We start from the raw sequence: 22,231 nt of genomic DNA on the forward strand, positions 1-22,231 counted from the left end.
GGGGGTAGTAGCATGTATAAAGAAATGGTTTTCGAAGATCTTTTGAGCGAAATTGCTTCTTCAAACATGTCTGCTGACGGTGGAACAGTAGCAGCTCTGGTTGGTACCTTAGCAGCATCATTAGGCAGTAAAATAGCTAATTACACAGTTACTGAAGGAATAAACGAAGATTATGAAGTTACTTTAGAAAGTGTACTTGAAAATCTTTTAGAGATAAAAGAGAAATTGTTAGACTATTCAGATAAATCTTCTCATTATATTGGAAAATTTCATAGTGAAGAAGGCGTTGAAAAACGAGAAGAAGATATTAAAAAGGCAGCGATAATATCTTTTAACATAGCAAAACTAAGTTATAATATTTTGAAAAATTGTTTTACGTTATACAAATATGGGGATCCCGCATTGAGACCAGAAACAAAGATTACTTGTTATTTAGCCTGGGCAGCATTAAATTCAGCAATAACTTTAGTAAATGCTAATCTTGACCAGATAGATAATGGAGAAGAAAAGGCGAATCTCCTTCAAGATACCATAGAATTTAGTAATGAAGCTAATGCATTGATCAAAAAGTTAAAGGAGGAAATACATATCTAAATGTCAGAATCACCTATAAAGTTTGAACTCTTACATATAGACAAATACACGGGTGCAAGAAGAGGTAGAATAACCACAAGACATGGAGTGATTGAGACACCTGTTTTTATGCCTGTAGGTACTAATGCAACAGTAAAGGGAATAACAAATGATCAACTTAATGAAATTGGTACAGAAATTATTCTTTCCAACGCATTTCATTTATATTTAAGGCCAGGTTTAGAAGTATTGGATTATTATAAAGGATTACACAATTTTATGAACTGGAAAAAACCTATTTTAACTGATAGCGGAGGGTTTCAGGTTTTTTCGCTTCCAAATAAAAAGTTCAGTGAAGATGGAATTATTTTTAAATCGCCTTTAGATGGATTAGAGATAGAACTCACTCCTGAAAAGTCTTTGAATATACAGAATGTGATAGGCTCTGATATAGCGATGGTTTTAGATGTTTGTGTAAATTCATTGTCGTCTTATGAGACTGTAAAAGAGAGTGTTCAAAAAACTTTTAATTGGGCTTTAAGGTCAAGAGAGTATCATAATAATAAAAATCAAGCTTTATTTGGTATTGTACAAGGTGGATTATATGAAGATTTAAGAGAGATTAGCTTAAAACAAATTACTTCGTTGGATTTTGATGGATATGCTATGGGAGGACTTGCTGTAGGTGAAAAATATCAAGACTCTGAAAAAGTTTTGAAGGCTTTTGGAAATAAATTTCCAGAAAATAAACCAAGATATATCATGGGAATAGGTTCACCTACTATGATGTTTTTATCTGTAGAAAATGGAATGGATATGTTTGATTGTGTGTTGCCTACTAGAATGGGAAGACACGGAACAGCTTTAACCATGCAAGGTAAATTAAATTTAAAATCTTCAAAGGTTAGATATGATGATCAGCCAATAGACGATGAATGTGATTGCTATACATGCAAAAATCATTCTAGAGGGTATATTCATCATCTGTTCAAAAGGGACGAAATGTTAGGGAAAATCTTGTTGAGCATTCACAATCTAAGATTCAACATTTCGTTAGTTGAAAAGATGAGAAATGCTATTGAAATAGACGAATTCAAGTATTTTAAAGAAGAGTTTTTTCGTAATTCAGGTTACTCCCTAACTAATTAAGTCAGAGGAGGGATTACCATGAAATCGTTTATGAAGTACTACAATGAAATAAAGTCTTTGTATCAAAATCAATTAGATCTTACAAAAAAACTAGGAGAAATTCCCAATGTCTTTTCTCGAAATGTAAGTAAACTTTTAGAGATGATTTATGGAGAGGACAAAATCGATTCAAAAGTTATTTCAGGATACATAGAATTTGTTCCAGATCAAGAACCTTACTTTAGATTAAAGCAACAATTAATTGATTTTTTGGGGGAAGATTGGGAAAATAGTGATCTATCAAGTATTATCGGAAAAATGGCGAAAACAGCTTACAATAGATATAAACGAATTATGGATGATCACGATAGAACAGAAACCTTTAGGCTATCTTAAATAAAGGGGGTAAACCCCCTTTATTTAACGATGTTATTAATCTTGAAAGGTGGATAGGTGTTATTATTAAGAAAGAATTAGACACCATAAAAAAGATGGATAGAGATATTACAATAAAAATTAAAAAAATCGAAAATATATTTTGGAAAATATTTTTTATTGTTTATATTATTTTCATTTTGTATTTATCACTATCAAAACCCTTATTAAATTACAGTACTTTCAAAGGAGAAGACAAAATAGTACATTTTATATCTTACTTTTTAGGTGCTGACCTCTTTTTTACAGCGTTTTATAAGAAATCAAAGAAGGTATATTTTGTAATATTCCTTATTGTTTTTTCATTGCTTCCTTTTTTAACAGAGTGGTTTCAAAGTTTTACGTATTATCATACTTATAGCAAATTTGATATGTTAGCTAGTTATAGTGGTGCGGTAGTTGGATTTTTATTCTTCTTTTTTAAATATAAGGCTTTTAGTGAAGAGTAATCGTGCTATATTAAGAAGGGAGATGAGGAAATATATTAAAAGAAGTTCTATGAAAGAGGTGTCACGATTGAATAATATAAAATATGCAATAGTATATTTAGACTTAGATCCAGATTATGCTAAATTGAATAACTTACCAGTAAAGTTACCATTATTAGCAGAAGATTTTCAAAAAGCGAGGGCAACAAATAAAATACCTTTAGAATATATTTTAAGAGGTTTAGAAGCAGAGGTAGAAGTAAACAAAAATAATAAATATTATTTATCATACCTTGTTTATTACTATTATGAGGCTTTTAAGAAGTGTTTATATGAAGAAAATTATGAAATGGCTGAAACATATTTAAATAAAGCAAAAGAAATTTATCTAGATTACAGGTATTATTTTTATACAGGTTTATATTTTAAAAAACTTGGAAATTATGAGATGGCAGAATTGAATTTGAAGCAATGCTTAAAAGAAAAACCTAATTTTGCATATGGATATTTTGAATTAGGTAATTTGATGTTTGAAAGAAAAATATATGACGAGGCTATTGACAATTATTCTAAAGCTGTTGAAATTGAAAAAGATTTTACTTTAGGTTATCTAAAGATAGCAGATGTTCTTATTGAAAATGCAAGATATGAAGAGGCAATAAATTATCTTCAAAAATGTATAGAAATAGATAAGAATTTTATTTCTGCTTATGAAAGACTTGGAGTGATTTTTAATGTTTTGCAAAGATACAATGACGCAAATTATATCCACCAAAAGGCATTAGAAATAGACGAAAACAACTTTCAGATATATTACAATAATGCCCATTCGTTGGCAAGACTTGCAAGACATCACGAAGCAATTGAGTCTTTAGAAAAAGCGTTAAAACTACAAGAAACAGATTACGTACTTCATGAACTATGTTTAGAATATAAAAACATGGGAAGATACCTAGATGCGATAGAGGTTGAAGAAAGGGCTTTGGAAATTGCACAAGAAGAAAATATCAACCTCATAAGAATTACACTATTAAAACTTGCTTTAATTGTAGAAGATGAAGAGAGATTTAAAAAATATTTCAATTCTTTACACGGAACTGAATTCTACCAAGCTGCTTTACATTTAAAAATACTATTTGATTTGTCGCAAGGCAAAATAAATGAGGTCAAAGAAACATTATTGCAAAATGAAGAAATTGTAGGATTCGGATTATTGTTTGAAAGATTAGATAATTTAGACTATTATCTTGACAAGTTAGAGACTAACCTTGATAATGAGATAGCAGACTCAATAATGGAGAGCATCAATGAATTTGGAATGATAGATCCATTTTTACTCTCAGACAATCTAGAAGCCAGAGGAATAAAGTCAGAATATCTTAATTGGTTGAAAGATTTATCCGATAACCCCAAACCATCTCCAGAAGGTTTAGAAATAGTAATTAACGGATTACTATTATCAGGATTTAATTATGGACTTTCAGAAAGAGTTGCGGTCGCTTTATCCAGATATCTCTGGAAGGATGGCAATGGTTTAGCTTTTGGTAGATTATTATTAAGATTTTATCAAGATAGGGTGTTTGGAGATAAAGCTTCATTAGAGGTATTTATAGAGGAAAACATAGAAGAGATAAAGGATATGTCTTTTTATTTTGCGAGGATATTTGCCCAATATGACGATTATTTGATGGATTTTGATTCTCTTTTAGAATTTGAGATCAAAGATTTTATAGATGCTTTAAAGGTGTTTATATCTGCTGTAAGAATAGAAATTAGCAAAGAAGAAGTCTCAATAGAAAAATTTAAAGATGAAAAAGTCAGAAAATTGATGATTTTTATCGATGCTCTTAACAGACTGTGAGGTGCTCAATGTGCTAAAAAATTTAGGAAAATCATTCTTTGTTTCTATTTTCTTTTTGTTACCTTCAATAATATTAGGCTCGTCTATTTTGCTTTTATCACCTGCTGATAATGCTATTGATGTTGATATTAGGATTTCGTTTCGGTGGCAACCGTCAGAAGAAATTAAGGATAAAGAATTGAGTTACAGTATATTTGTTTCTGAAGATACGCTTATTGATGAAAAAGATCTTATGTTAGCAAATATATTTTCAAACTTTTATACAGGTGATGTTCTTAAACCCGAAACTACATATTATTGGAAAATTGAGGCAACTGATAAAGAAGGTAATACATATGAGAGTGATGTGGCAAAATTCACTACTAGAAAATTGCGAGCAGGCGATGCATACGTCATATTTTTTGAAGAATACTTAAAAATTGTACCCCTAGACGATAATTTTGTAGGTGTAAAAAAGAATGAAGTAATATTAATGAATAAATCAAAGGAATTAATAAAAAGTTTAAAGATTAATGCCGAAATAAAAGACGTTCTTTCAACAGGCAATTTATTACTAATTATTACTGAGAAAGGTACATCTATTTACGATAATAAATTAAACACCATTGTTTACCAAATAAATGATCAAGTAATTGGAATCGCAGCACAAAATGTTTTATATAATAACGATAAAATATATGTATTTAAAGACTTTTCTACTGCTCCGATAGAAAAAGAGATAAAAAACATCAAAAAAGCTTTTGTAATTGATGGATTTCTATATGTTTTAACCCAAGAAGCGCTACTTAAAATTAACTCAAATTTTGAAGTAACAAATACATATTCATTTGTAGAGTCAACTTATGATTTTGATTATATATTTTCTAATGAAGAAATTAGAATTGTTGTTTTAACAAATAAAGGAATAATCTTATTAAATGATGACTTGACAGAGATTTCAGAAACCCGATTTCAAATAGAGACAAAAAATTATGAAAGAAAAATTTTTTCTTATTACGATAAGCTTGCCTTACTATCTGGCAACAACAATTTAAATTTTTATGATTATGATTTAAACCTAATTAAAACGTTAAACTATACAGAAAGTTTTAATTACTTTTTATCTGCAAATGAAAAAGAGTTTATATTAGTCGGAGATAGTATTAAAGCATACTCTTTTGATGATAACAAATTGAAATGGAGCTATTCTACCATTAACAAATTTAACATTATTACAGAACCATTAATGTATAAAGATGGGTTAATAATTGGATTGAAAGACTTTCTAACTAGATTCTTAGTCTTTTATGATGATTTTGATGAAACATATTATTTTAATCGATACGCCAATGAAGTATTACAAATAAAAGAAGAAATTCTAGAAAAAGTAGAAGAAGAGGTATCTGAAAAATTAAAGTTCGAAGAAACAATTGAATCAACTTCGCTTACAGCAGAAACTGAAATCCCTAAAGTTTTGGAAGAAATTACACAGCCATCGACACCTGTTCTGGAAAGCGAAGATGTTGAAGAATTAATTAAAGATGAGACAATAGAACCAGCACCTACTCCATCTGCTACTGAGGCAGAAACTGAAATAGAGATACAAAAACCATCTCAAATCGAAGACATAATTTCACCAGAGACACCTCAAGCTATTACCCAGGAACCTACTCCAATTGTAGTTCCTGAACCGCCACAAAGTATTGAAAAGCCTGCTGAAGTTTCACCTAAGGCAACAGATATAAGCTTAAAAGAACTTATTCAAAGCTTGATTGTTCCAAAAAAGGTAAAAGAAGAACCTACCGAGAAGAAAATAGAAGAAACTGAAATTACAAAGTTATTTGATAAACCTTACAATGAATATATCTACGGCAGTATTTTTGAAGACGATAACTTTTATCTATATGGTTATGAGGGCAAAGATGAATGGGATGCAAAAGTCTGGAAATTAGATAAATATGGAGAAATAGTTTGGGAAACAACGTTACCCGGAGATAAAACAGATTTCTTTAGAGACGCTATAGTTATAACGGAAGATGCAACAACCATGGCTAAATCAATAGTATGCGTCGGAGATACATTAAGTTATGGACTAAATGGTAATGTTTTTATTGCATCTATAAGTGATGAAGGAACAGTGAATTATCAGTTTGATTATGGGGATATCGGTAGAGATAGTGGAATAAAAGTACTTAAAATAGATGATGAAAGTTATGCAGTGGCTGGAAATTTATTTATCAACAAAAGATTAACCGATGTATTTGTAACAAAATATCTTAACGACGGTACAAGAATTTGGACCAAAAATTTTGGAGGGAATGATTCGGAAATTACCGTTGATATAAAAAATACTCAAGACCAGGGATTTATGGTATTTGGGGCAACAAGGTCTTTTGGAGCAGGTGGTTTTGATGTCTATGTACTAAAAATTGATTTTTATGGAAATATGAAATGGTCAAATGTATTTGGAGATAGCAACGATAATGTTGCAATAGGTGTTGTACAAGAAGGTAGACAATATTATGTGTTGTATGAAACAACTTCCAACCCGCTTATATTCGGATTTTTAGAAGTAGATGAATTAAATGGTTTTGGAGACTCGTTTGAGTACACGGTTGAAGAGATGGAAAAATTATTGGGATTCACTAAAATAGAAGATAAATATATAGCATATGGTTATCGTGTTCAAGACAACAAAAAAGTCGGAATTATCTATGAGATAAGCAAAAAGAATAGAATATTTAAAGAAATTAAAAAATATGAGTTTGAAAGCGATTTTGAAATCAGGAGTGTCGTTAAACCGGAAAACTCTGATTATTTATATGTTTTTGGTAACACAATTAATGGTGACAAACAAAACATTGTTATGATAAAAGAAAAAATAGACAATTAAGAGATCTTGTAGCTTGATAATCTTCAATTATCAAGCTACAAATGAAGATTTGGGAGGTTACATACTTTCAAAATGTGTATCTCAGGGGATAGTCAATTACCCACCGCCCCTAGAGGCGGGGGCTTGTAGAAATACAAGCTCGGTTGATTAGCCTATGTCATTAGTTTTTGCTAATGATTAGTTATAGCAGAATATATAGTCACCGTGGGATGCTCCACAAGTCCCATGCTCTGAGGGTAATGGTTAAACATCTCTGAGGGGTAGGAGAAGTGCTGTTACCATTAAACCTGCTATAACATTGGCGATGTGGACCTACAGGCTTCGGCCTGACTTACCTTGATGGAGGTAAATTGTATGGAATGAAGCCTGTTCAAAAACCATTAAAGGACGCAACATTTATGTCTACTATAAGATGGAAATTGGTCAATGCGCTGATGTGTGACTACACTTACGGTTATATTACAAAATCCAAAAGAGTAAGTCTTGGTTTGGAAAAGACACATTATAACGATGCATTTTGCATAGCAGGTGGAATTAATCAACAGAGAATAGAACCTATCTATTTTGAGCAAATTAGGAGAAACAATCGTTCACTCGAAAAGTTCTATGATGCAAAATATGTTGATATAAGAGATAAGTCTATTAAAACAGGACAAGAGCTTTTCTGTGGTAGAAGGACACGGAACAAAAACTTAAATGAAGAAAATCTTCATAAGTATCGTGGAGCTAAAAAATCAAAAGGCAGAAGAAATATTCGTAAGCAAAGATACGCTTATCAGCCTAAAGATATTGTTACCTTTGAGAGCAAAAAATATTCAGTTCAAGGTGTACAGAACAAAGGTGAATATATTAAGCTAATGGAAATGTCTAAGCCAGTTAAAACAGATTTAGTTAAGCCCTATATGTTTGAAAGGATTTAGTATGTTTTATAACTGCAATTCATCACCCACTTACAGAAGTGGGAGTCTTCTTGCAGGAAAATAATAAATAGGAAGGACGCCCTAATTAGGGCGTCCTCAAAATTTTATTAGATTTTTATATAAGGCATTTAAATAGGGTCTAGGGCGAAGCCCCCTACACTTTATTAAAAGTATCAAATATGAATAATTCTTAAAGTAAGGAGAAATATTAATGAATACATGTTCTGTTTTTGGAAAATGTGGAGGCTGCAACAAATTAAATATTGATTACGAAAAACAATTAGAAAGTAAAGAACGCAACATTTTTAAGATGTTGAAAGAATATCAAATAAATCCTGACAACTACCATGGAATAATTCCCTCACCAAATGTATATGGTTACAGAAATAAGATGGAATATTCTTTTGGTAATGAATATAAAGATGGTCCGCTTGTATTAGGTCTAAGAGGTAAAAAGAAAAAGTACGATGTATTCTATACAAGAGATTGTAAACTAGTAAATGAAGACTTCAATATAATTGTTTCTGAAACATGTGAATTTTTTAGAAGAAAAAATATTCCTTTTCGAAATTATAAAAATCATACCGGTTATTTAAGAAATTTGAGTATAAGAAGAGGGTATTATACAGACGAAATACTTGTAAATTTGGTAACTTCTTTTGAAGAATCTTATGATGAAGAAGTTCATGAGTGGCAAGAACTTATGTTGAATTTACAGTTAGACGGAACAATTGTTTCCATAATTCAAAGTAAAACAGAATCAAAAGCTAATGTAGTAAAAGCCGATGAAATGAAAGTGCTATACGGTAGGACTTATTTTTTTGAAAAAATACTAGACCTCATTTTTAAAATTGGACCTTTTTCATTCTTTCAGACGAACACAAAAGGTGCAGAAGTTTTGTATCAAACTGCACTATCTTATGCTGATAATACTGATCTGGTTTACGACTTTTATTGTGGTACGGGTACTATTTCTTTGTTACTTTCAAAAAAGGCTAAGCAAGTTTTTGGAATAGAAATACTAGAAGAGGCAGTGAGAGCTGCAAAAGATAATGCTGACTTAAATAACATTAAAAACGTTCAATTTTACAATGAAGATGTGAAAGAATTTATTAAAAAAAGAGAATCTTTTGAAACGCCTGATTATATAGTTGTTGATCCTCCAAGAGCCGGTCTTCATCCAAATCTTATTAGATTTATAAAAGAAAAAAAGTTTGAAAAGGTTATTTATATTTCATGTAATCCCAAAACTTTAATCCCAAATATAAAAGAGTTATCAGAAGTATATACATTATCAGATTTTCATTTGGTTGATATGTTTCCACATACAGATCATGTGGAGTGTGTGGTGTTGATGTCAAGGCTGTAAGCCTTTATTTTACTAGGTTTCCGGAAGTACATCCAAGTTGTCTACTCAACCTAAAGGTTCAAAATACGTACATGGGAACATATCGACGATTATTTTTGAGGTAAAATTTGAACTCCAAAATTAGCAGGGTTGAGTTGACAGAATAGATAACAGCCTTTTTTCATAGGGGTTGAGGAGACAGGATGGATGTACATTTAATGCAGGTATACTCATTTTCTGAAAAGACTTTATTTATTATGTATATAGTTGTAATATGTTGAAATTGTTCGTTTTTTCGCATATAATAAAAATTGGAATTTTGTGTTCTGCGAGGTATTCATAATGGATTACTTAACGACAAAACAAGCAGCTGAAAAATGGAATATATCCCCACGCAGAGTTCAAGTTTTATTCGAACAGGGGCGCATTAAGGGCGCTGTTCGTTTGGGTTGGGCGTGGGCTATACCAAAGGATGCGGAAAAGCCTGAAGATGCGAGACGTAGAAGGAAATTAAAGGAAAAACTGAGGTGAGAAAACGATAATGTTTTATAAGATGATTCAGAGAAAAAGAGATATGTGGTACTCTTCTTCAGAGTGTACCATTGATGAATTGATATCCTACATAGTTAATAAAGGTGAAATGCGCGACGTACAAATTGATGCAATTAAAACTTATTTGTATTTAAAGATAGCTTGCGAAAATAAACCACTGTGGGAATTATTCTCCAGAGGCTATTTTAACAATTTAAATGTTGATGATTTAGAAGTTAAAGCTTCATTAAGAGAGAAATTGCAAAACAATCCGGCAGCGCTAGCTTTGTATGAGTATTCTACCTTGAAAAATGAGAAAGATGAACAAGTTTCAGAAAAGCTGGAAAAGGCAATAATAAATGAAATTGATAATATAGATTTTGTGGATATATTTAAAAAAATCTTTTACAATGTGTCATACACAGATTACCTTTTTAGTCTGCCTATGGGAGCTGGCAAAACTTATTTAATGGCAGCTTTTATATATTTGGATTTGTATTTTGCTGTAAACGAGCCCGATAATAATGCATTTGCTCACAATTTTATTATATTTGCACCATCAGGCCTAAAAAGTTCTGTAGTGCCCAGCTTAAAAACTATTAAAAAATTCGATCCTCTATGGATTCTTCCCGATCCTGCTGCCAGTGACATTAAGAGAATCATTAAATTTGAGATTCTTGATCAAAATAAAGCGGAAAAAAGAAGTAATAAAACAAGAAATCCAAATGTACAGAAAATTGCCGCCTATCAGCCTTTTGATCAATTAATAGGTTTGGTTGCCATAACCAACGCTGAGAAAGTAATCTTAGACCGTGTTGAAGTCAGGGATGGACAATTAAGTTTATTTGAGGATAGCGAGGATGAAAAGGACAGGCAGGCTAATGAACTTAGAAATCTGATTGGGAAAATTCCAAATATGGCGATTTTTATTGATGAGGTGCATCACGCTTCAACAGATGAGATTAAGTTGAGAGCAGTAGTAAACGATTGGATGGAAAAGAACAATACGATCAATTCTGTTATTGGATTTTCGGGTACACCGTATTTAGATAAGGCATATCCTGTTGAAATAACGAAAACTTTGAATATAAAAAGTATAGAAATTGCCAATACGGTATATTATTACCCGCTAATTCAAGGGATTGATAATTTCTTAAAGCGTCCTGTGGTTAAAATTTCAAATCAAGAAGATAGTCTTCAAATTATTGAAGATGGAGTAAGGGATTTTTTGAACACTTATAAGGATAAGACTTACGCGGGAGATTTGACATCCAAATTAGCGATATACTGCGGTAAAGGAAAGCACAAAAGTGCAATTGATTATCTGGAAGAAGAAGTTTACCCTTGTGTAGCAAAGATTGTGGAAGAATACGGGATGGATCCCAAAGAGACTATATTAAAGTATCATAAGGGGAATAAGAAGCATCCCATATCTGCCGAAAGCAAGCTTGAATTTGAAGCGTTGGATATGCCATTTTCAAAAATACGCATAATACTTCTTGTGCATATAGGAAAGGAAGGCTGGGACTGCCGTAGCTTAACTGGGGTTATCTTGTCGCAAAAAGGCGATTGTCCCATTAACATGGTGTTGCAGACTTCCTGCAGATGTTTGCGTCAGGTTGAAAAAGGCAAACATGAATCGGCACTGATTTGGCTTAATCAATACAATGCCGAAAAACTTAACATGCAGCTTGAGAAGAAGCATAATATCTCTATTAAAGAATTTGAAAAAGGTGCAAATAAAGCTGATAAAGAGATTAAGCGTTACAGCCGGATGGATTATTTAAAACTCCCAAAAATAGACTATTATCAGCTCAGAGTACATTATGATTGCATTATTAAGGGAAAACCTCAGATTTTGAACCCGAAATTATCGGATGTTATTACTCCAGAAAGTAAACAAGCCTCCATAGTAAAAATTCAGGATTTTGAACAAAGACTTCTGGGAATGGATGTAAAAAAAGCAATGGAGACTGAACCTGTAAATTATAACCGATGGTTATATGATATTAGCAAGGAAAGTTTTGGTATGCTGCCAGTTTCGATATTGAGGCAACATGATGAGTTTTTGCGCCAGATTTTTAATGAGATCACATTGTTGAAAAATGGTGTTAGATATTTCAGTTCAGTTTTTAACATTAAGATAATTAATCAAAATATACGCAAGCTATTTTATGAAAAGCGTGATTTGCGAACCACAGAGGAGGTTATCCCACAGGATGCCCGCCTTCTAAAAATTGAAAGCCTGACATCACCAGTGAATACTTCTGAACCGGAAAGCTATTATCCACCGCAGGATATAACGGAGAAAATTATTCTAGAAGACAAAGGGCAGCTAAAACCTGATAAAAAGGCTATGGAAATGATGAAGCTTGCTGAGGAAACCGAAAATTGGGATATTCTTAAACAACTAAAATCGAAATATATGTCTCACCCTGAAAAAGACCGCTCTTTCCACTATCTTCCTTATAGGCTGGATAGTAATTTTGAAAGGCTTTTATTAGAGCAGGTACTTGCATTAGCTGCAGCAAAAAAACGAAATCTCGAAATATATTATAACGGGGACAACTCGCTGACTGAATTCAAAATTCGCTGTTATAAAGGAAGCAGTGGGCGTAAACGATATATTGGTACGTATACACCTGATTTTCTAATTATCAAACGTAAGAATGGGAAAATTTATAAAGCAATAATTGTTGAAACCAAAGGAAGTTTATATGCTAAAGACGAGATCTTTCAGTTAAAGAGAACCTTTGTTGAAAAAGAGTTTATAGAAATCAATCAAAATAAAGCCGGGTATCCGAAGTTTAAGTACCTGTATTTAGAAGATAGTTTGACTGAATCCGAGCTCATAATAAAAACAGTAAGCGCAATTGAAGATTTTTTCGAGGAGGAAATGTAAATGGCAATTAAATATGTTCCATATTATCCTGATCCTGTCGAAGGACAAGCTATATTGGATAATTTTAAAAGAATGCTAAAATATAAAAGCGCAGGAGATGTTAAGAGAAGACTTGAACGAGGAATGCCTTTGTATGAACTGAAAAAAGTTGAAACTGTCGGTAAAAACCCGAACGGTAATATGTTAATTCGCGGGGAATGTATATCAGCTTGTGCATATCTGAAGGAACAGGGAATTGAAGTAGACCTTATATACATAGACCCTCCTTTTGCAAGTGGAGCTGATTATGCTAAAAAGGTATATATACGTCGTAATCCTAAAGTTGCGGAAGCGATAGCCCAAGCAGGAAAGGAACTGGACATAGAAGAGCTTAAAACTTTTGAAGAAAAAATGTACGGTGATATATGGCGTAAAGAAGATTATCTCAATTGGATGTATGAAAACCTCATGGCAATTAAAAGCGTTATGAGCGAAACGGCATCAATATTTGTACATTTAGATTGGCATATAGGGCATTATGTGAAAATATTGATGGATGAGATTTTTGGAGAAGATAAGCTGATTAACGAAATAATATGGTATTATCCGGATAATTTCCAAGGTAATGTAAAAGGTTTTGCAACAAACCATAATAACATATTTTGGTATAGTAAAAACGAAACATATATTTCTAATAAAGTTATAATTCCACTTGATAAGCCAGTTAAGAGAGATAAACGAATATGGTCAAAAGAGTTGGGAAAATTGGTTTCTGCACGTAACGATGATGGGACTTTGATATATGAAGAGTTTACAGAAAAAAAGGCAGATGATGTTTGGACTATAGGACAAACATCAGTAACTAAGTCTACTAGTAATGAATATATGGATTATCCGACTCAGAAACCAGAAGAATTATTAAGAAGAATAATAGAAGCTTCTACTAATGAAGGTATGCTTGTTGCTGACTTTTTTGGTGGCAGCGGAGTTACTGCAGCGGTTGCAAATAAGCTTGGTCGTCGCTTTATTCATTGCGATATCGGCATTAATTCTATCCAGATAACCCGTGACAGGCTTATAGCAGACAAAGCTGAGTTTGATATTTATGAAATTAAGGACGGAGTATCTTTATATAGAAACCCAACCCAAACAATGGAGAAGATAAAAAAATTAATACCCGGACTTAAGAATGAAAAAAGTCTAGGTGACTTCTGGGCAGGAGCTATATCTGACAGTAAGCTGGGTCTGGTACCCGTATATATACCAAACTTAATGGACAGCAGTTCTAAATTGCTTGACAAAGCAATGATGTTCCGCATTATGCATGAGGCTATTCCTGACCTTCCATCTAATGTAAAGAAAGTAATTATTTATTATGTTGATGTCGATAATTTAGAGGAAATTCAAAAATTTATTGATGATGAAGAAGATGTCATTATTGAAATTGAATTGCGAGATTTGAAGGATATACTTGACGATGCGGTATTTGAAGATTATGCTGAGTTTAAAGTTTCAAAAGTACAGGAGTCGCTCATTCCGGAGTATATAGTTGAAATTACTAATTTTCAAAGTGACAGGGTTAGCCGAAAAATCGATGAGTATAACCAGAAAGGATATGCAAATACATTAATTACATCCGATGATGAAGACATAGAAGATGATGATTACGAAGATTACAATGAAGACGGTGAAAATGTTGTGCCTAGCAAGAAAAAGTTTACCCCTATTTTGATTAGCGAAACTGGACTTGAATTAATTGAGTATATTTCTCTTGACTGTACTAATCAGGACGGAGTTTGGCACAGTGACAGCGAGATTAAAATTGACAAGCTTGGATATGTTATTGTAAATGGAACCAAGACTAAAAATTTTTGGGATGGGACCATCAAATGTGAGAAAAAACCTTTGAGGCTAAAGATCCGTAATATTTGTGGCGACGAAACGATATGGAAATTATCAGTTTAACCTAGCAAATCTGTGGAAGACATATTGTATTTTATGAAATTACAATAATGAAGAATATAATTTGCCTTTTCTAAAAACACCCATACGGGTGTTTTTATATATGGTAAATTTGATTTATCAATCCGGAAAAGGAGTTGATGCCTATGATTGCACTGATACAGGCATAGATTTTATAACAAAACCAAAGGAGGAAATCAATAATGATTGGAATCGAGCAATACCGAAAAATCCAGGAGTACAAAGCACTTGGACTTGCTCAGACAAGAACCGCAAAAGCACTGGGGATAACCTATTCTTCTGTCAGCAAATACTGGAATATGAGCGAAGAAGATTATGTAAGGGAAGCTGAAAAGGAAAGGTACCACATGGATAACTATCGTCAGTACATACTGGAACATTTGAAAATTTGTCCACAAATGAGGGATACAAACATCTATCTCAAATTGGTGGAGGCCTTCCCTGATCTACAAGTTAAACGAGCTACATTCTACCGCTATATGAAAGCCTTAAGGGAACAGCACGGGTATCCGCATGCCAGTAAACGTAAAACCTCACCCCGTGAAATTTCTCCACCGGGATATGAAGCGCAGGCGGATTTTGGTCAATACAAACTTAAGGACATGTACGGGCGAATTGTACGAATATATTTCTTCTGCATGGTTCTGAGTTATAGCAGAATGAAATTTGTTTATTTTTCACCGGATCCCTTTACAACCAAAACAGCCATTAAAGCTCATAACTATGCATTCCAATATTTTGGAGGAAGAACACAGACTATTCTTTATGACCTTGACCGTGTCTATGTAGTCAGTGAAAATCTGGGAAATATCATATTCGTACCAGCCTTTGAAGAATATGTTAAGCGTATAGGTTACAATGTTTCGCTATGTAGACCAAGAGATCCTCAAAGTAAGGGCAAGGTTGAAGAGGTGATTGGATACATAAAGCAAAGTTTTCTTGAGGGCAGGATATACACCGGAATTGATTGCCTTAACAGTGCTGCCCTTTCATGGTTGGATAGGGAAGGCAACGGGCGAATACATACTGTGACCAGAAAAGTGCCGCGTGAAATGTTCATGGAAGAGCAAAAATACCTGCTCCATGTCAAACCTTATTCCGAAGTATCAAGCACTGTTGCCTCCTTTGATAAGGATGGAGTTGTAAATTATAAAGGCAACCGTTATCTGATTAATACAGGTATGATGGATGCTCATAAACGCATTCGCATTGAAGATGATGGTGAAATGCTTTTGTTCTATGATGCTGAAACAAATGATTTATTGGCTAAATATCCAGTCACAGAAGATACCGGGCAGTTGTTCAAACCAGAAGAAAATTACAGCAGAGACAGGGTTTCTTTAACCATCATAAAACAATATTTTGCAGAATACGAAATAGCTCAGGAATTCATTCGCCGGATGGAGCAGCAACAGCCGAAATATTTTAATACACATTGCATTCGATTATACCGGATGACAAAGTTTTATACAATTGGACAATTGCTTGATGGAATAGAATACTGCATTGATACTGAACGCTGCAGTGCCTATGAGCTTTTGGCTTATCTCATGTATCAGTACGGAGAGCATATAGCTAAGAAGTTTTTGCCGAATCAGCAGTATTTTAATCATTTGGCGAGGAGTAAAGAAATAAGGAGGGAAATCGATGGCTGATATAACAGAAATCCGTGAATTGGCCCAAAAGCTCAACCTTTGGAATATCGCAAGGGGATATATTGATTTGAATGATGAGAAACTATCAAACCTTGACTATCTTAAGATGGTGTTAGAAAAAGAATTGGAGATTAGGGTCAGGCAAAAATACACCAAGCTGAGGAAGGCAAGTAAGCTTCCAAACAAAGCATTTGACGCATCGAATTCAAACAAGGGCTTAAAATGGCAGATTAAACAGTTATCCAACCTGACATGGCTTAAGGAAGAGCAAAACTTAATCCTGCTGGGAAAATGCGGGACGGGTAAGACCGGTCTTGCAGCGCAACTTGGAGAAACTGCAATCAGCAATGGACATAAAACCTATTATGCGCCTTTTGATAATTTTATCGCAGTGGCAGAAAAGAAAGCCACAAATCCAAAAGCAGAAGCGATCTTTTCTTATATGCAGGAATGTGACTTAATTATTATTGATGATGTCTTTTATGTGGAACCAACCAGGGCAGAACTGCAGGTTTTCTACCGGGCAGTTACCTTTCTTAATGAAACCAGAAGCATTATTTTTATAACCAATCGTGAACTGTCAGCATGGATAGATGCAGCTGAGGATAAGCATCTTTGCCAGACTTTATTGGACAGAATGACGGTCAATTGTCAAATTGTTCGTTTGACTGACAAGTAAATAAAAACACTCACTTCTTTTTTAATAGGGGCAAATACCTCGTTTGAAAACAATGCCGAAAAACGGCTTAAAATAGATGCAAAAAATCTCACGAAATTCAAAGAACTGCTTAACTTTTGAGATTTTCTGCAGTTTATAGGGTAGGGGGGTCTAAATCTCTACCGCTTTTCATCCCGGAAACGGGCGGGGGGTCACGCGCGAAAAATCGCAGTTTCAAACGGGGTATATCCCCTGTTTATTTTTACATGAATCGAGGTGATGTGTATGGCAAAGGACGGTACCAACCGCGGCGGGGCACGTATTGGTGCAGGACAGAAGAAAAAGCCTCTGGCGGATAAGATTTTGGAAGGAAACCCCGGCAGACGAAAGCTCATGGTAATGGAGTTTACGGATGCTGCGGAACTGGAAGGAGAGAGCATGCCGCCACCGAGGGATTATCTTGCTGCAAAGCAGAAGAACGGAAAAACAACACTGGCGGTGGAAATATACGAAAAAACATGGCAGTGGCTTAAGGAACGCAGGTGTGTTCACCTTATCCCTGCGCAGCTTATAGAGCAATATGCCCAGAGTGTGGCGCGGTGGATCCAGTGCGAGGAATGTATCACTGAATTTGGCTTTCTTGCTAAGCATCCGACAACTGGCAATGCCATCCCGTCACCTTATGTGGCTATGAGTCAAAGCTTTATGAAACAGGCCAATAACCTGTGGTATCAAATTTATCAAGTCGTGCGGGAAAACTGTGCTACCGAATACAAAGGGGCTACTCCCCACGATGATGTGATGGAAAAACTCCTGACAGCCAGGAGGGGTGGCTGATGCATAAAACAAATTCAATCTTTCTTAGGGAACTAAGAAAATATAAAGACCGTTTAACGAAGCAGCAGTTTAAGACTCTGCGGGGGCAAGTAATAAACGGAGATTGTGAGGGCGCAAAAAAGGGTCTTAAGAAAATATTGAACAGGAGAATGCAGTATGAACATACAAAAAATATCTGTTGAAAAACTTAATCCAGCAGCATACAACCCGCGCAAGGATTTAAAACCTGGCGATAAGGAATATGAAAAGCTAAAACGGTCAATAGAGGAATTTGGCTATGTGGAGCCTGTTATCTGGAACCAAAAAACAGGTAATGTGGTAGGCGGGCATCAACGCTTAAAGGTTTTGCTGGACTTGGGACAGACAGAGATAGATTGCGTCGTTGTAGATCTTGACCCCCAGAGGGAAAAAGCGCTCAATCTTGCCCTCAATAAGATTCAGGGAGAGTGGGACGAGAATAAACTGGCTGAACTGATGGCTGAGTTGGACGCAGGTGCCTTTGATGTTTCGCTTACAGGGTTTGACGCTTCTGAAATAGACGAACTGCTCAACCGATGGTACTCCAAAGAGGCGATACAAGACAGCTTTGACATAGATAAAGCGCATGAGGAAATTGTGCAGCGCGAGCCTGTAACGAAGCGGGGCGATATCTGGCTTCTCGGAAATCATCGCTTGATGTGCGGCGACTCTACTAAGGATGAGGATTTTGAGAAGTTGATGGAAGGGTGTCACGCACAGATGGCAGTGACTTCCCCTCCATATGGGGTAGGCAAAGAATATGAAAAGGCCGGGATTGAACCATGGTTCGAGACAGTACGCCCAGTGATTAGAAACCTGTGCAGGTATGCAGATATTGTCTGCTGGAACTTAGGTGATCTCTATGCCACCGGCTCTCAGTTTATTGAACCCACCAGTGTTTACAGTGTGAACATGTTTTTGGAAAACGGTTACCGCCCTATCTGGATCCGCATTTGGAAGAAGCAAGGGCAAAATTTCGGCGTAGGACCCTATCATCTTGTTTCAAACAAGCCGGTTCAGCAGTATGAGTATATTTCAGCCTTCAGCAATAAAGGAGAAGTTGAGGAATATAACGATCAGGAATATGTATGGCTTTCAGCCTTTGCGGGACACAGTTATAAATTTGTGAAAAGGCTTACAAAGGAAGAACGCAAGAAATGGGGCTATGCTGGGATATGGGAGATGACCACTGTACGGGCAAACAAGGAGCATCCTGCAATGTTCCCTGTGGAGCTTCCATGGCGGTGCATCAAAATGCACAGCGACAAAGGAGGTATTGTGCTTGAGCCGTTCTCTGGCAGTGGAACCACTATAATTGCGGCTGAACAGACCGAGCGTAAATGCTACGCAATGGAGTTATCCCCTGTTTACTGTGATTTAGCTGTTAAGCGCTGGGAGGAATTCACCGGCGAAAAAGCCGTCAAACTGGAGGGTTAAGATTTATGGATATACTGAAAATACCAGCAGAAAAATTAAAACCTTCGAAATATAACCCGCGGAAAGATTTAAAGCCTGGTGACCCTGAATATGAAAAATTACGTCGGTCTATTGAAGAGTTTGGATATGTAGAGCCGGTTATATGGAATAAACGCACCGGGAACATTGTCGGCGGACATCAGCGTTATAAAGTACTTACAGCTTTGGGGTATAAGGAGATCGACTGTGTTGTAGTTGATTTGGATGAACAGCGGGAAAAGGCGCTCAATGTTGCACTGAATAAAATCAGCGGCGAGTTTGATATTCCGCTTTTGACCGATCTGCTTATGGACTTAAATGAAGATGGCTTTGACGTTTCTCTTACCGGGTTTGATGCTTCGGAAATTGATGAGTTGTTCCGTGATAAAACAACCGCTAATGTCAAAGAGGATAATTTCGATACAGAAAAGGCAATTGCAGAGATTAAAACTCCGGTTACCAAAAAAGGCGACATATGGGTACTTGGCAGCCACCGTCTGATGTGCGGTGATAGCACCATGCTTTCAGATGTGCAAAAGCTGATGAACGGACAAAAGGCGAGATTTGTTTTCACCGACCCACCCTGGAATGTTGATTACGGTTCAGATACCAGGCATCCGAGCTGGAAACCGAGGCAAATTTTAAATGACAAGATGAGCACCGAGGAATTCGGCGCTTTTTTATTGCGTGCTTTTAACTGTATGCGGGAGATTTCTGAAGTCGGATGCATGACCTATGTGGTAATGAGTGCTCAGGAATGGGGCAGTTTGATGAACGTCATGCGGGAGGCAGGGTATCACTGGTCGAGCACAATTATATGGAAAAAAGACAGCTTGGTACTATCAAGAAAGGACTATCATACCCAGTACGAGCCGATCTGGTATGGTTGGCTTGAAGGAACACGCCTTTGCCCGCTTAAAGACCGTAAACAGTCAGATGTTTGGGAGATACCCCGTCCTAAAGTATCGGAGGAGCACCCGACCATGAAGCCGGTTTCGCTTGTAGCAAAGGCAATGCTCAACAGTTCCCATACTGGAGATTTAGCCCTTGACCTGTTCGGTGGTTCTGGTACGACAATGATTGCGGCACAGCAGACCGGGCGGGTTTGTTTTATGATGGAGCTTGACCCGAAATACTGTGATGTGATTGTAAAGCGCTATGTTTCACAATTTGGCGCAGATTCAGTATTCTTGGTAACAGGTAGTGAAAAAATACCTTACGCGGAAACACAGATTGATTAAAAATGTCCTTGCTTTCCCCTCAAAACAGAGCGTTAATGTACTCCACCAAAAAGGAAAGGTGGGATTTTTTATGGGAATCAAAAATGTTTTAGCTTATTTGAGGGGAGGTGTATGGCATGAGCAATAACAGCTTTCGCTTTTCACAGAAGATTGTCGGTCAGGAGAGAAAAGCCATTGCCTCGGTCATAGCTGAAGCCCTTGAAGGCCAGGTGCGCTATGCCGGAGCACCGGAGTTTTTGTATGAGATTAAAGACGAAAAATCTGCTGGCAGTTGGACGATTGACAGGGACAGTGTGGTTCACTCACCGAAAATCAGTCTCAATGAAATAAAAACCATCCGTTCAGTTATTGACACGTTGAATGTGGAGGGCTTTTCAGCAGAGGGGACCATGACAATTACTCTTTCGTTGGAGGGCTTTAGCGCGATTAGCCTTGAAAACCTAAATAATATGCTGGCCAGCAAAGAGACATTGATAAAGAAGGCAATGTTGATTGAGGGGGAACTTGTAGTCTTAGCTGAAAATGATGAGATTTCCTTCCCTTTCTGGAACGCGACTCTAAATACTGATGAAGTGCAGACCTATATAACGCTGGCAAAGCAGATGGCAGAACAGGCAAAATTACAGATGCGAGTACTGCGCAAAGAAAAACCAACAGATAATGAAAAATATGCTTTTCGCTGTTTCCTGCTTAGGTTGGGATTTATAGGAGATGACTTCAAAACCGAACGCAAGGTACTGCTTTCAAGACTGTCCGGTAACGGGGCGTATCGGAAAGGCAGAGCAAAGGCGGTGGACGAAAATGAATGATTTTCATAGCACCGCCTTCTTTGTCAAGCATCCGTTTAGAATAGAGGATTTAAAAGTGCCGCATCGGTATGAGACGAGGAAACGATTTGTAGTTGTAAAAACTATCGAGCTATCAAAGATTGATTATGATAATTTCGTTGCCGACCTATGTGTTGATCGCATTTTCATTGAGGAAAATAAAGGGCTTTGTCACGTTAATGAGGATGGAGTGTGGCGTTGTCTGCTGGTTAAGCAGCGGGGACAGTCTGATGGAATGTTGGTAATGCCGGATGGTAGAGATTACCCAAAGTATGCCGCATATTATCCTGGAGAGGAGGACGAACTATGAGTGCAAGAGGCTTCCCTTCAAAAGAAACAGTCCTTCGCATTAAAGAGCAGTATCTGCCGGGAACACGTGTTGAGCTTATCTGCATGGATGATCCGTATTCTAAGCTGAAACCGGGAGACCAAGGAACAGTACTTTCGTGGATGATATCGGAACTGTTCATATCAACTGGGACTGCGGTTCTTCTTTGGGTGTAGCCTATGGTATAGATGTGATCAGAAAGCTGTAAATGTACACAATTCAAGATGTGTAAAATTGTTCAAAATCCAGTGG

Annotated in this window: 18 protein-coding genes and 1 pseudogene; all 19 read left to right on the plus strand. The window is 35.8% G+C overall.

Features of this window, described 5'->3' with window-relative positions; translation table 11 throughout:
- Positions 1-12: 12 nt before the first annotated feature.
- The 19 genes and pseudogenes from DTL3_RS05485 (at position 13) to DTL3_RS05580 (ending at position 22,187) form a co-directional block, all read left to right on the plus strand.
- Positions 13-594: a cyclodeaminase/cyclohydrolase family protein gene (locus DTL3_RS05485; RefSeq protein WP_045087871.1), complete on the plus strand. Its 582-nt coding sequence runs from the start codon at positions 13-15 to the stop codon at positions 592-594.
- A complete protein-coding gene (gene tgt / locus DTL3_RS05490; protein WP_045087872.1) occupies positions 595-1,722 on the plus strand; it encodes a tRNA guanosine(34) transglycosylase Tgt in 1,128 nt (375 codons plus the stop codon).
- Positions 1,723-1,740: 18 nt separating this feature from the next.
- Positions 1,741-2,097: a hypothetical protein gene (locus DTL3_RS05495; protein ID WP_045087873.1), complete on the plus strand. Its 357-nt coding sequence runs from the start codon at positions 1,741-1,743 to the stop codon at positions 2,095-2,097.
- 95 nt (positions 2,098-2,192) lie between these two features.
- Positions 2,193-2,585 carry a VanZ family protein gene (locus tag DTL3_RS09635; RefSeq protein WP_045087874.1) on the plus strand — a complete coding sequence of 131 codons (393 nt, stop codon included), beginning with the start codon at positions 2,193-2,195 and terminating at the stop codon, positions 2,583-2,585.
- Positions 2,586-2,652: 67 nt separating this feature from the next.
- Complete coding sequence (locus tag DTL3_RS05505) at positions 2,653-4,425, plus strand: tetratricopeptide repeat protein (RefSeq protein ID WP_171820595.1); 1,773 nt, start codon at positions 2,653-2,655, stop codon at positions 4,423-4,425.
- Positions 4,426-4,435: 10 nt separating this feature from the next.
- Positions 4,436-7,297, plus strand: a complete 2,862-nt coding sequence (locus DTL3_RS05510) for a hypothetical protein (RefSeq protein ID WP_045087875.1) — start codon at positions 4,436-4,438, stop codon at positions 7,295-7,297.
- Positions 7,298-7,656: 359 nt separating this feature from the next.
- Complete coding sequence (locus DTL3_RS05515) at positions 7,657-8,217, plus strand: hypothetical protein (protein WP_144403488.1); 561 nt, start codon at positions 7,657-7,659, stop codon at positions 8,215-8,217.
- A gap of 211 nt (positions 8,218-8,428) precedes the next feature.
- Entirely contained in the window at positions 8,429-9,586 is a 1,158-nt protein-coding gene (rlmD, locus tag DTL3_RS05520; RefSeq protein ID WP_045087876.1) for a 23S rRNA (uracil(1939)-C(5))-methyltransferase RlmD, read from the plus strand.
- Between the two features lie 321 nt (positions 9,587-9,907).
- Positions 9,908-10,096: a helix-turn-helix domain-containing protein gene (locus DTL3_RS09945; RefSeq protein ID WP_045087877.1), complete on the plus strand. Its 189-nt coding sequence runs from the start codon at positions 9,908-9,910 to the stop codon at positions 10,094-10,096.
- Positions 10,097-10,118: 22 nt separating this feature from the next.
- Positions 10,119-12,998, plus strand: coding sequence for a DEAD/DEAH box helicase family protein (locus DTL3_RS05530; RefSeq protein WP_231853939.1), 2,880 nt, complete (start codon positions 10,119-10,121; stop codon positions 12,996-12,998).
- Positions 12,999-14,942 carry a DNA-methyltransferase gene (locus tag DTL3_RS05535; RefSeq protein WP_045087879.1) on the plus strand — a complete coding sequence of 648 codons (1,944 nt, stop codon included), beginning with the start codon at positions 12,999-13,001 and terminating at the stop codon, positions 14,940-14,942.
- Positions 14,943-15,142: 200 nt separating this feature from the next.
- Positions 15,143-16,615 (plus strand): IS21 family transposase, encoded by a 1,473-nt coding sequence (gene istA / locus DTL3_RS05540; RefSeq protein ID WP_045087880.1) that lies wholly within the window; start codon positions 15,143-15,145, stop codon positions 16,613-16,615.
- Positions 16,608-17,294: an ATP-binding protein gene (locus DTL3_RS05545; protein ID WP_012032690.1), complete on the plus strand. Its 687-nt coding sequence runs from the start codon at positions 16,608-16,610 to the stop codon at positions 17,292-17,294. The genes istA and DTL3_RS05545 overlap by 8 nt, the downstream gene beginning before the upstream one ends.
- A 264-nt stretch (positions 17,295-17,558) precedes the next feature.
- On the plus strand, positions 17,559-18,110 hold the full coding sequence (locus tag DTL3_RS05550) for a P27 family phage terminase small subunit (RefSeq protein WP_003515999.1): 552 nt from the start codon (positions 17,559-17,561) through the stop codon (positions 18,108-18,110).
- Between the two features lie 156 nt (positions 18,111-18,266).
- Entirely contained in the window at positions 18,267-19,565 is a 1,299-nt protein-coding gene (locus DTL3_RS05560; RefSeq protein WP_045087881.1) for a site-specific DNA-methyltransferase, read from the plus strand.
- 5 nt (positions 19,566-19,570) lie between these two features.
- Entirely contained in the window at positions 19,571-20,824 is a 1,254-nt protein-coding gene (locus tag DTL3_RS05565) for a site-specific DNA-methyltransferase (RefSeq protein WP_045087882.1), read from the plus strand.
- Positions 20,825-20,940: 116 nt separating this feature from the next.
- Positions 20,941-21,633, plus strand: coding sequence for a virulence factor (locus tag DTL3_RS05570; protein WP_045087883.1), 693 nt, complete (start codon positions 20,941-20,943; stop codon positions 21,631-21,633).
- Entirely contained in the window at positions 21,626-21,961 is a 336-nt protein-coding gene (locus DTL3_RS05575) for a DUF6329 domain-containing protein (protein WP_045087884.1), read from the plus strand. The genes DTL3_RS05570 and DTL3_RS05575 overlap by 8 nt, the downstream gene beginning before the upstream one ends.
- Positions 21,958-22,187: pseudogene (locus DTL3_RS05580) on the plus strand (DUF4314 domain-containing protein). Before DTL3_RS05575 ends, DTL3_RS05580 begins: the two are co-directional and overlap by 4 nt.
- Positions 22,188-22,231 lie beyond the last annotated feature (44 nt).

Origin of the sequence: Defluviitoga tunisiensis (assembly GCF_000953715.1) — a bacterium.
Taxonomy (GTDB): Bacteria; Thermotogota; Thermotogae; order Petrotogales; family Petrotogaceae; genus Defluviitoga; species Defluviitoga tunisiensis.

Coding starts and splice junctions, on each gene's coding strand:
- DTL3_RS05485 (WP_045087871.1), top strand. CDS start 13: ATGTATAAAGAAATGGTTTTCGAAGATCTTTTGAGCGAAATTGCTTCT.
- tgt (WP_045087872.1), top strand. CDS start 595: ATGTCAGAATCACCTATAAAGTTTGAACTCTTACATATAGACAAATAC.
- DTL3_RS05495 (WP_045087873.1), top strand. CDS start 1,741: ATGAAATCGTTTATGAAGTACTACAATGAAATAAAGTCTTTGTATCAA.
- DTL3_RS09635 (WP_045087874.1), top strand. CDS start 2,193: ATGGATAGAGATATTACAATAAAAATTAAAAAAATCGAAAATATATTT.
- DTL3_RS05515 (WP_144403488.1), top strand. CDS start 7,657: ATGAAGCCTGTTCAAAAACCATTAAAGGACGCAACATTTATGTCTACT.
- rlmD (WP_045087876.1), top strand. CDS start 8,429: ATGAATACATGTTCTGTTTTTGGAAAATGTGGAGGCTGCAACAAATTA.
- DTL3_RS09945 (WP_045087877.1), top strand. CDS start 9,908: ATGGATTACTTAACGACAAAACAAGCAGCTGAAAAATGGAATATATCC.
- DTL3_RS05530 (WP_231853939.1), top strand. CDS start 10,119: ATGATTCAGAGAAAAAGAGATATGTGGTACTCTTCTTCAGAGTGTACC.
- DTL3_RS05535 (WP_045087879.1), top strand. CDS start 12,999: ATGGCAATTAAATATGTTCCATATTATCCTGATCCTGTCGAAGGACAA.
- istA (WP_045087880.1), top strand. CDS start 15,143: ATGATTGGAATCGAGCAATACCGAAAAATCCAGGAGTACAAAGCACTT.
- DTL3_RS05545 (WP_012032690.1), top strand. CDS start 16,608: ATGGCTGATATAACAGAAATCCGTGAATTGGCCCAAAAGCTCAACCTT.
- DTL3_RS05550 (WP_003515999.1), top strand. CDS start 17,559: ATGGCAAAGGACGGTACCAACCGCGGCGGGGCACGTATTGGTGCAGGA.
- DTL3_RS05560 (WP_045087881.1), top strand. CDS start 18,267: ATGAACATACAAAAAATATCTGTTGAAAAACTTAATCCAGCAGCATAC.
- DTL3_RS05565 (WP_045087882.1), top strand. CDS start 19,571: ATGGATATACTGAAAATACCAGCAGAAAAATTAAAACCTTCGAAATAT.
- DTL3_RS05570 (WP_045087883.1), top strand. CDS start 20,941: ATGAGCAATAACAGCTTTCGCTTTTCACAGAAGATTGTCGGTCAGGAG.
- DTL3_RS05575 (WP_045087884.1), top strand. CDS start 21,626: ATGAATGATTTTCATAGCACCGCCTTCTTTGTCAAGCATCCGTTTAGA.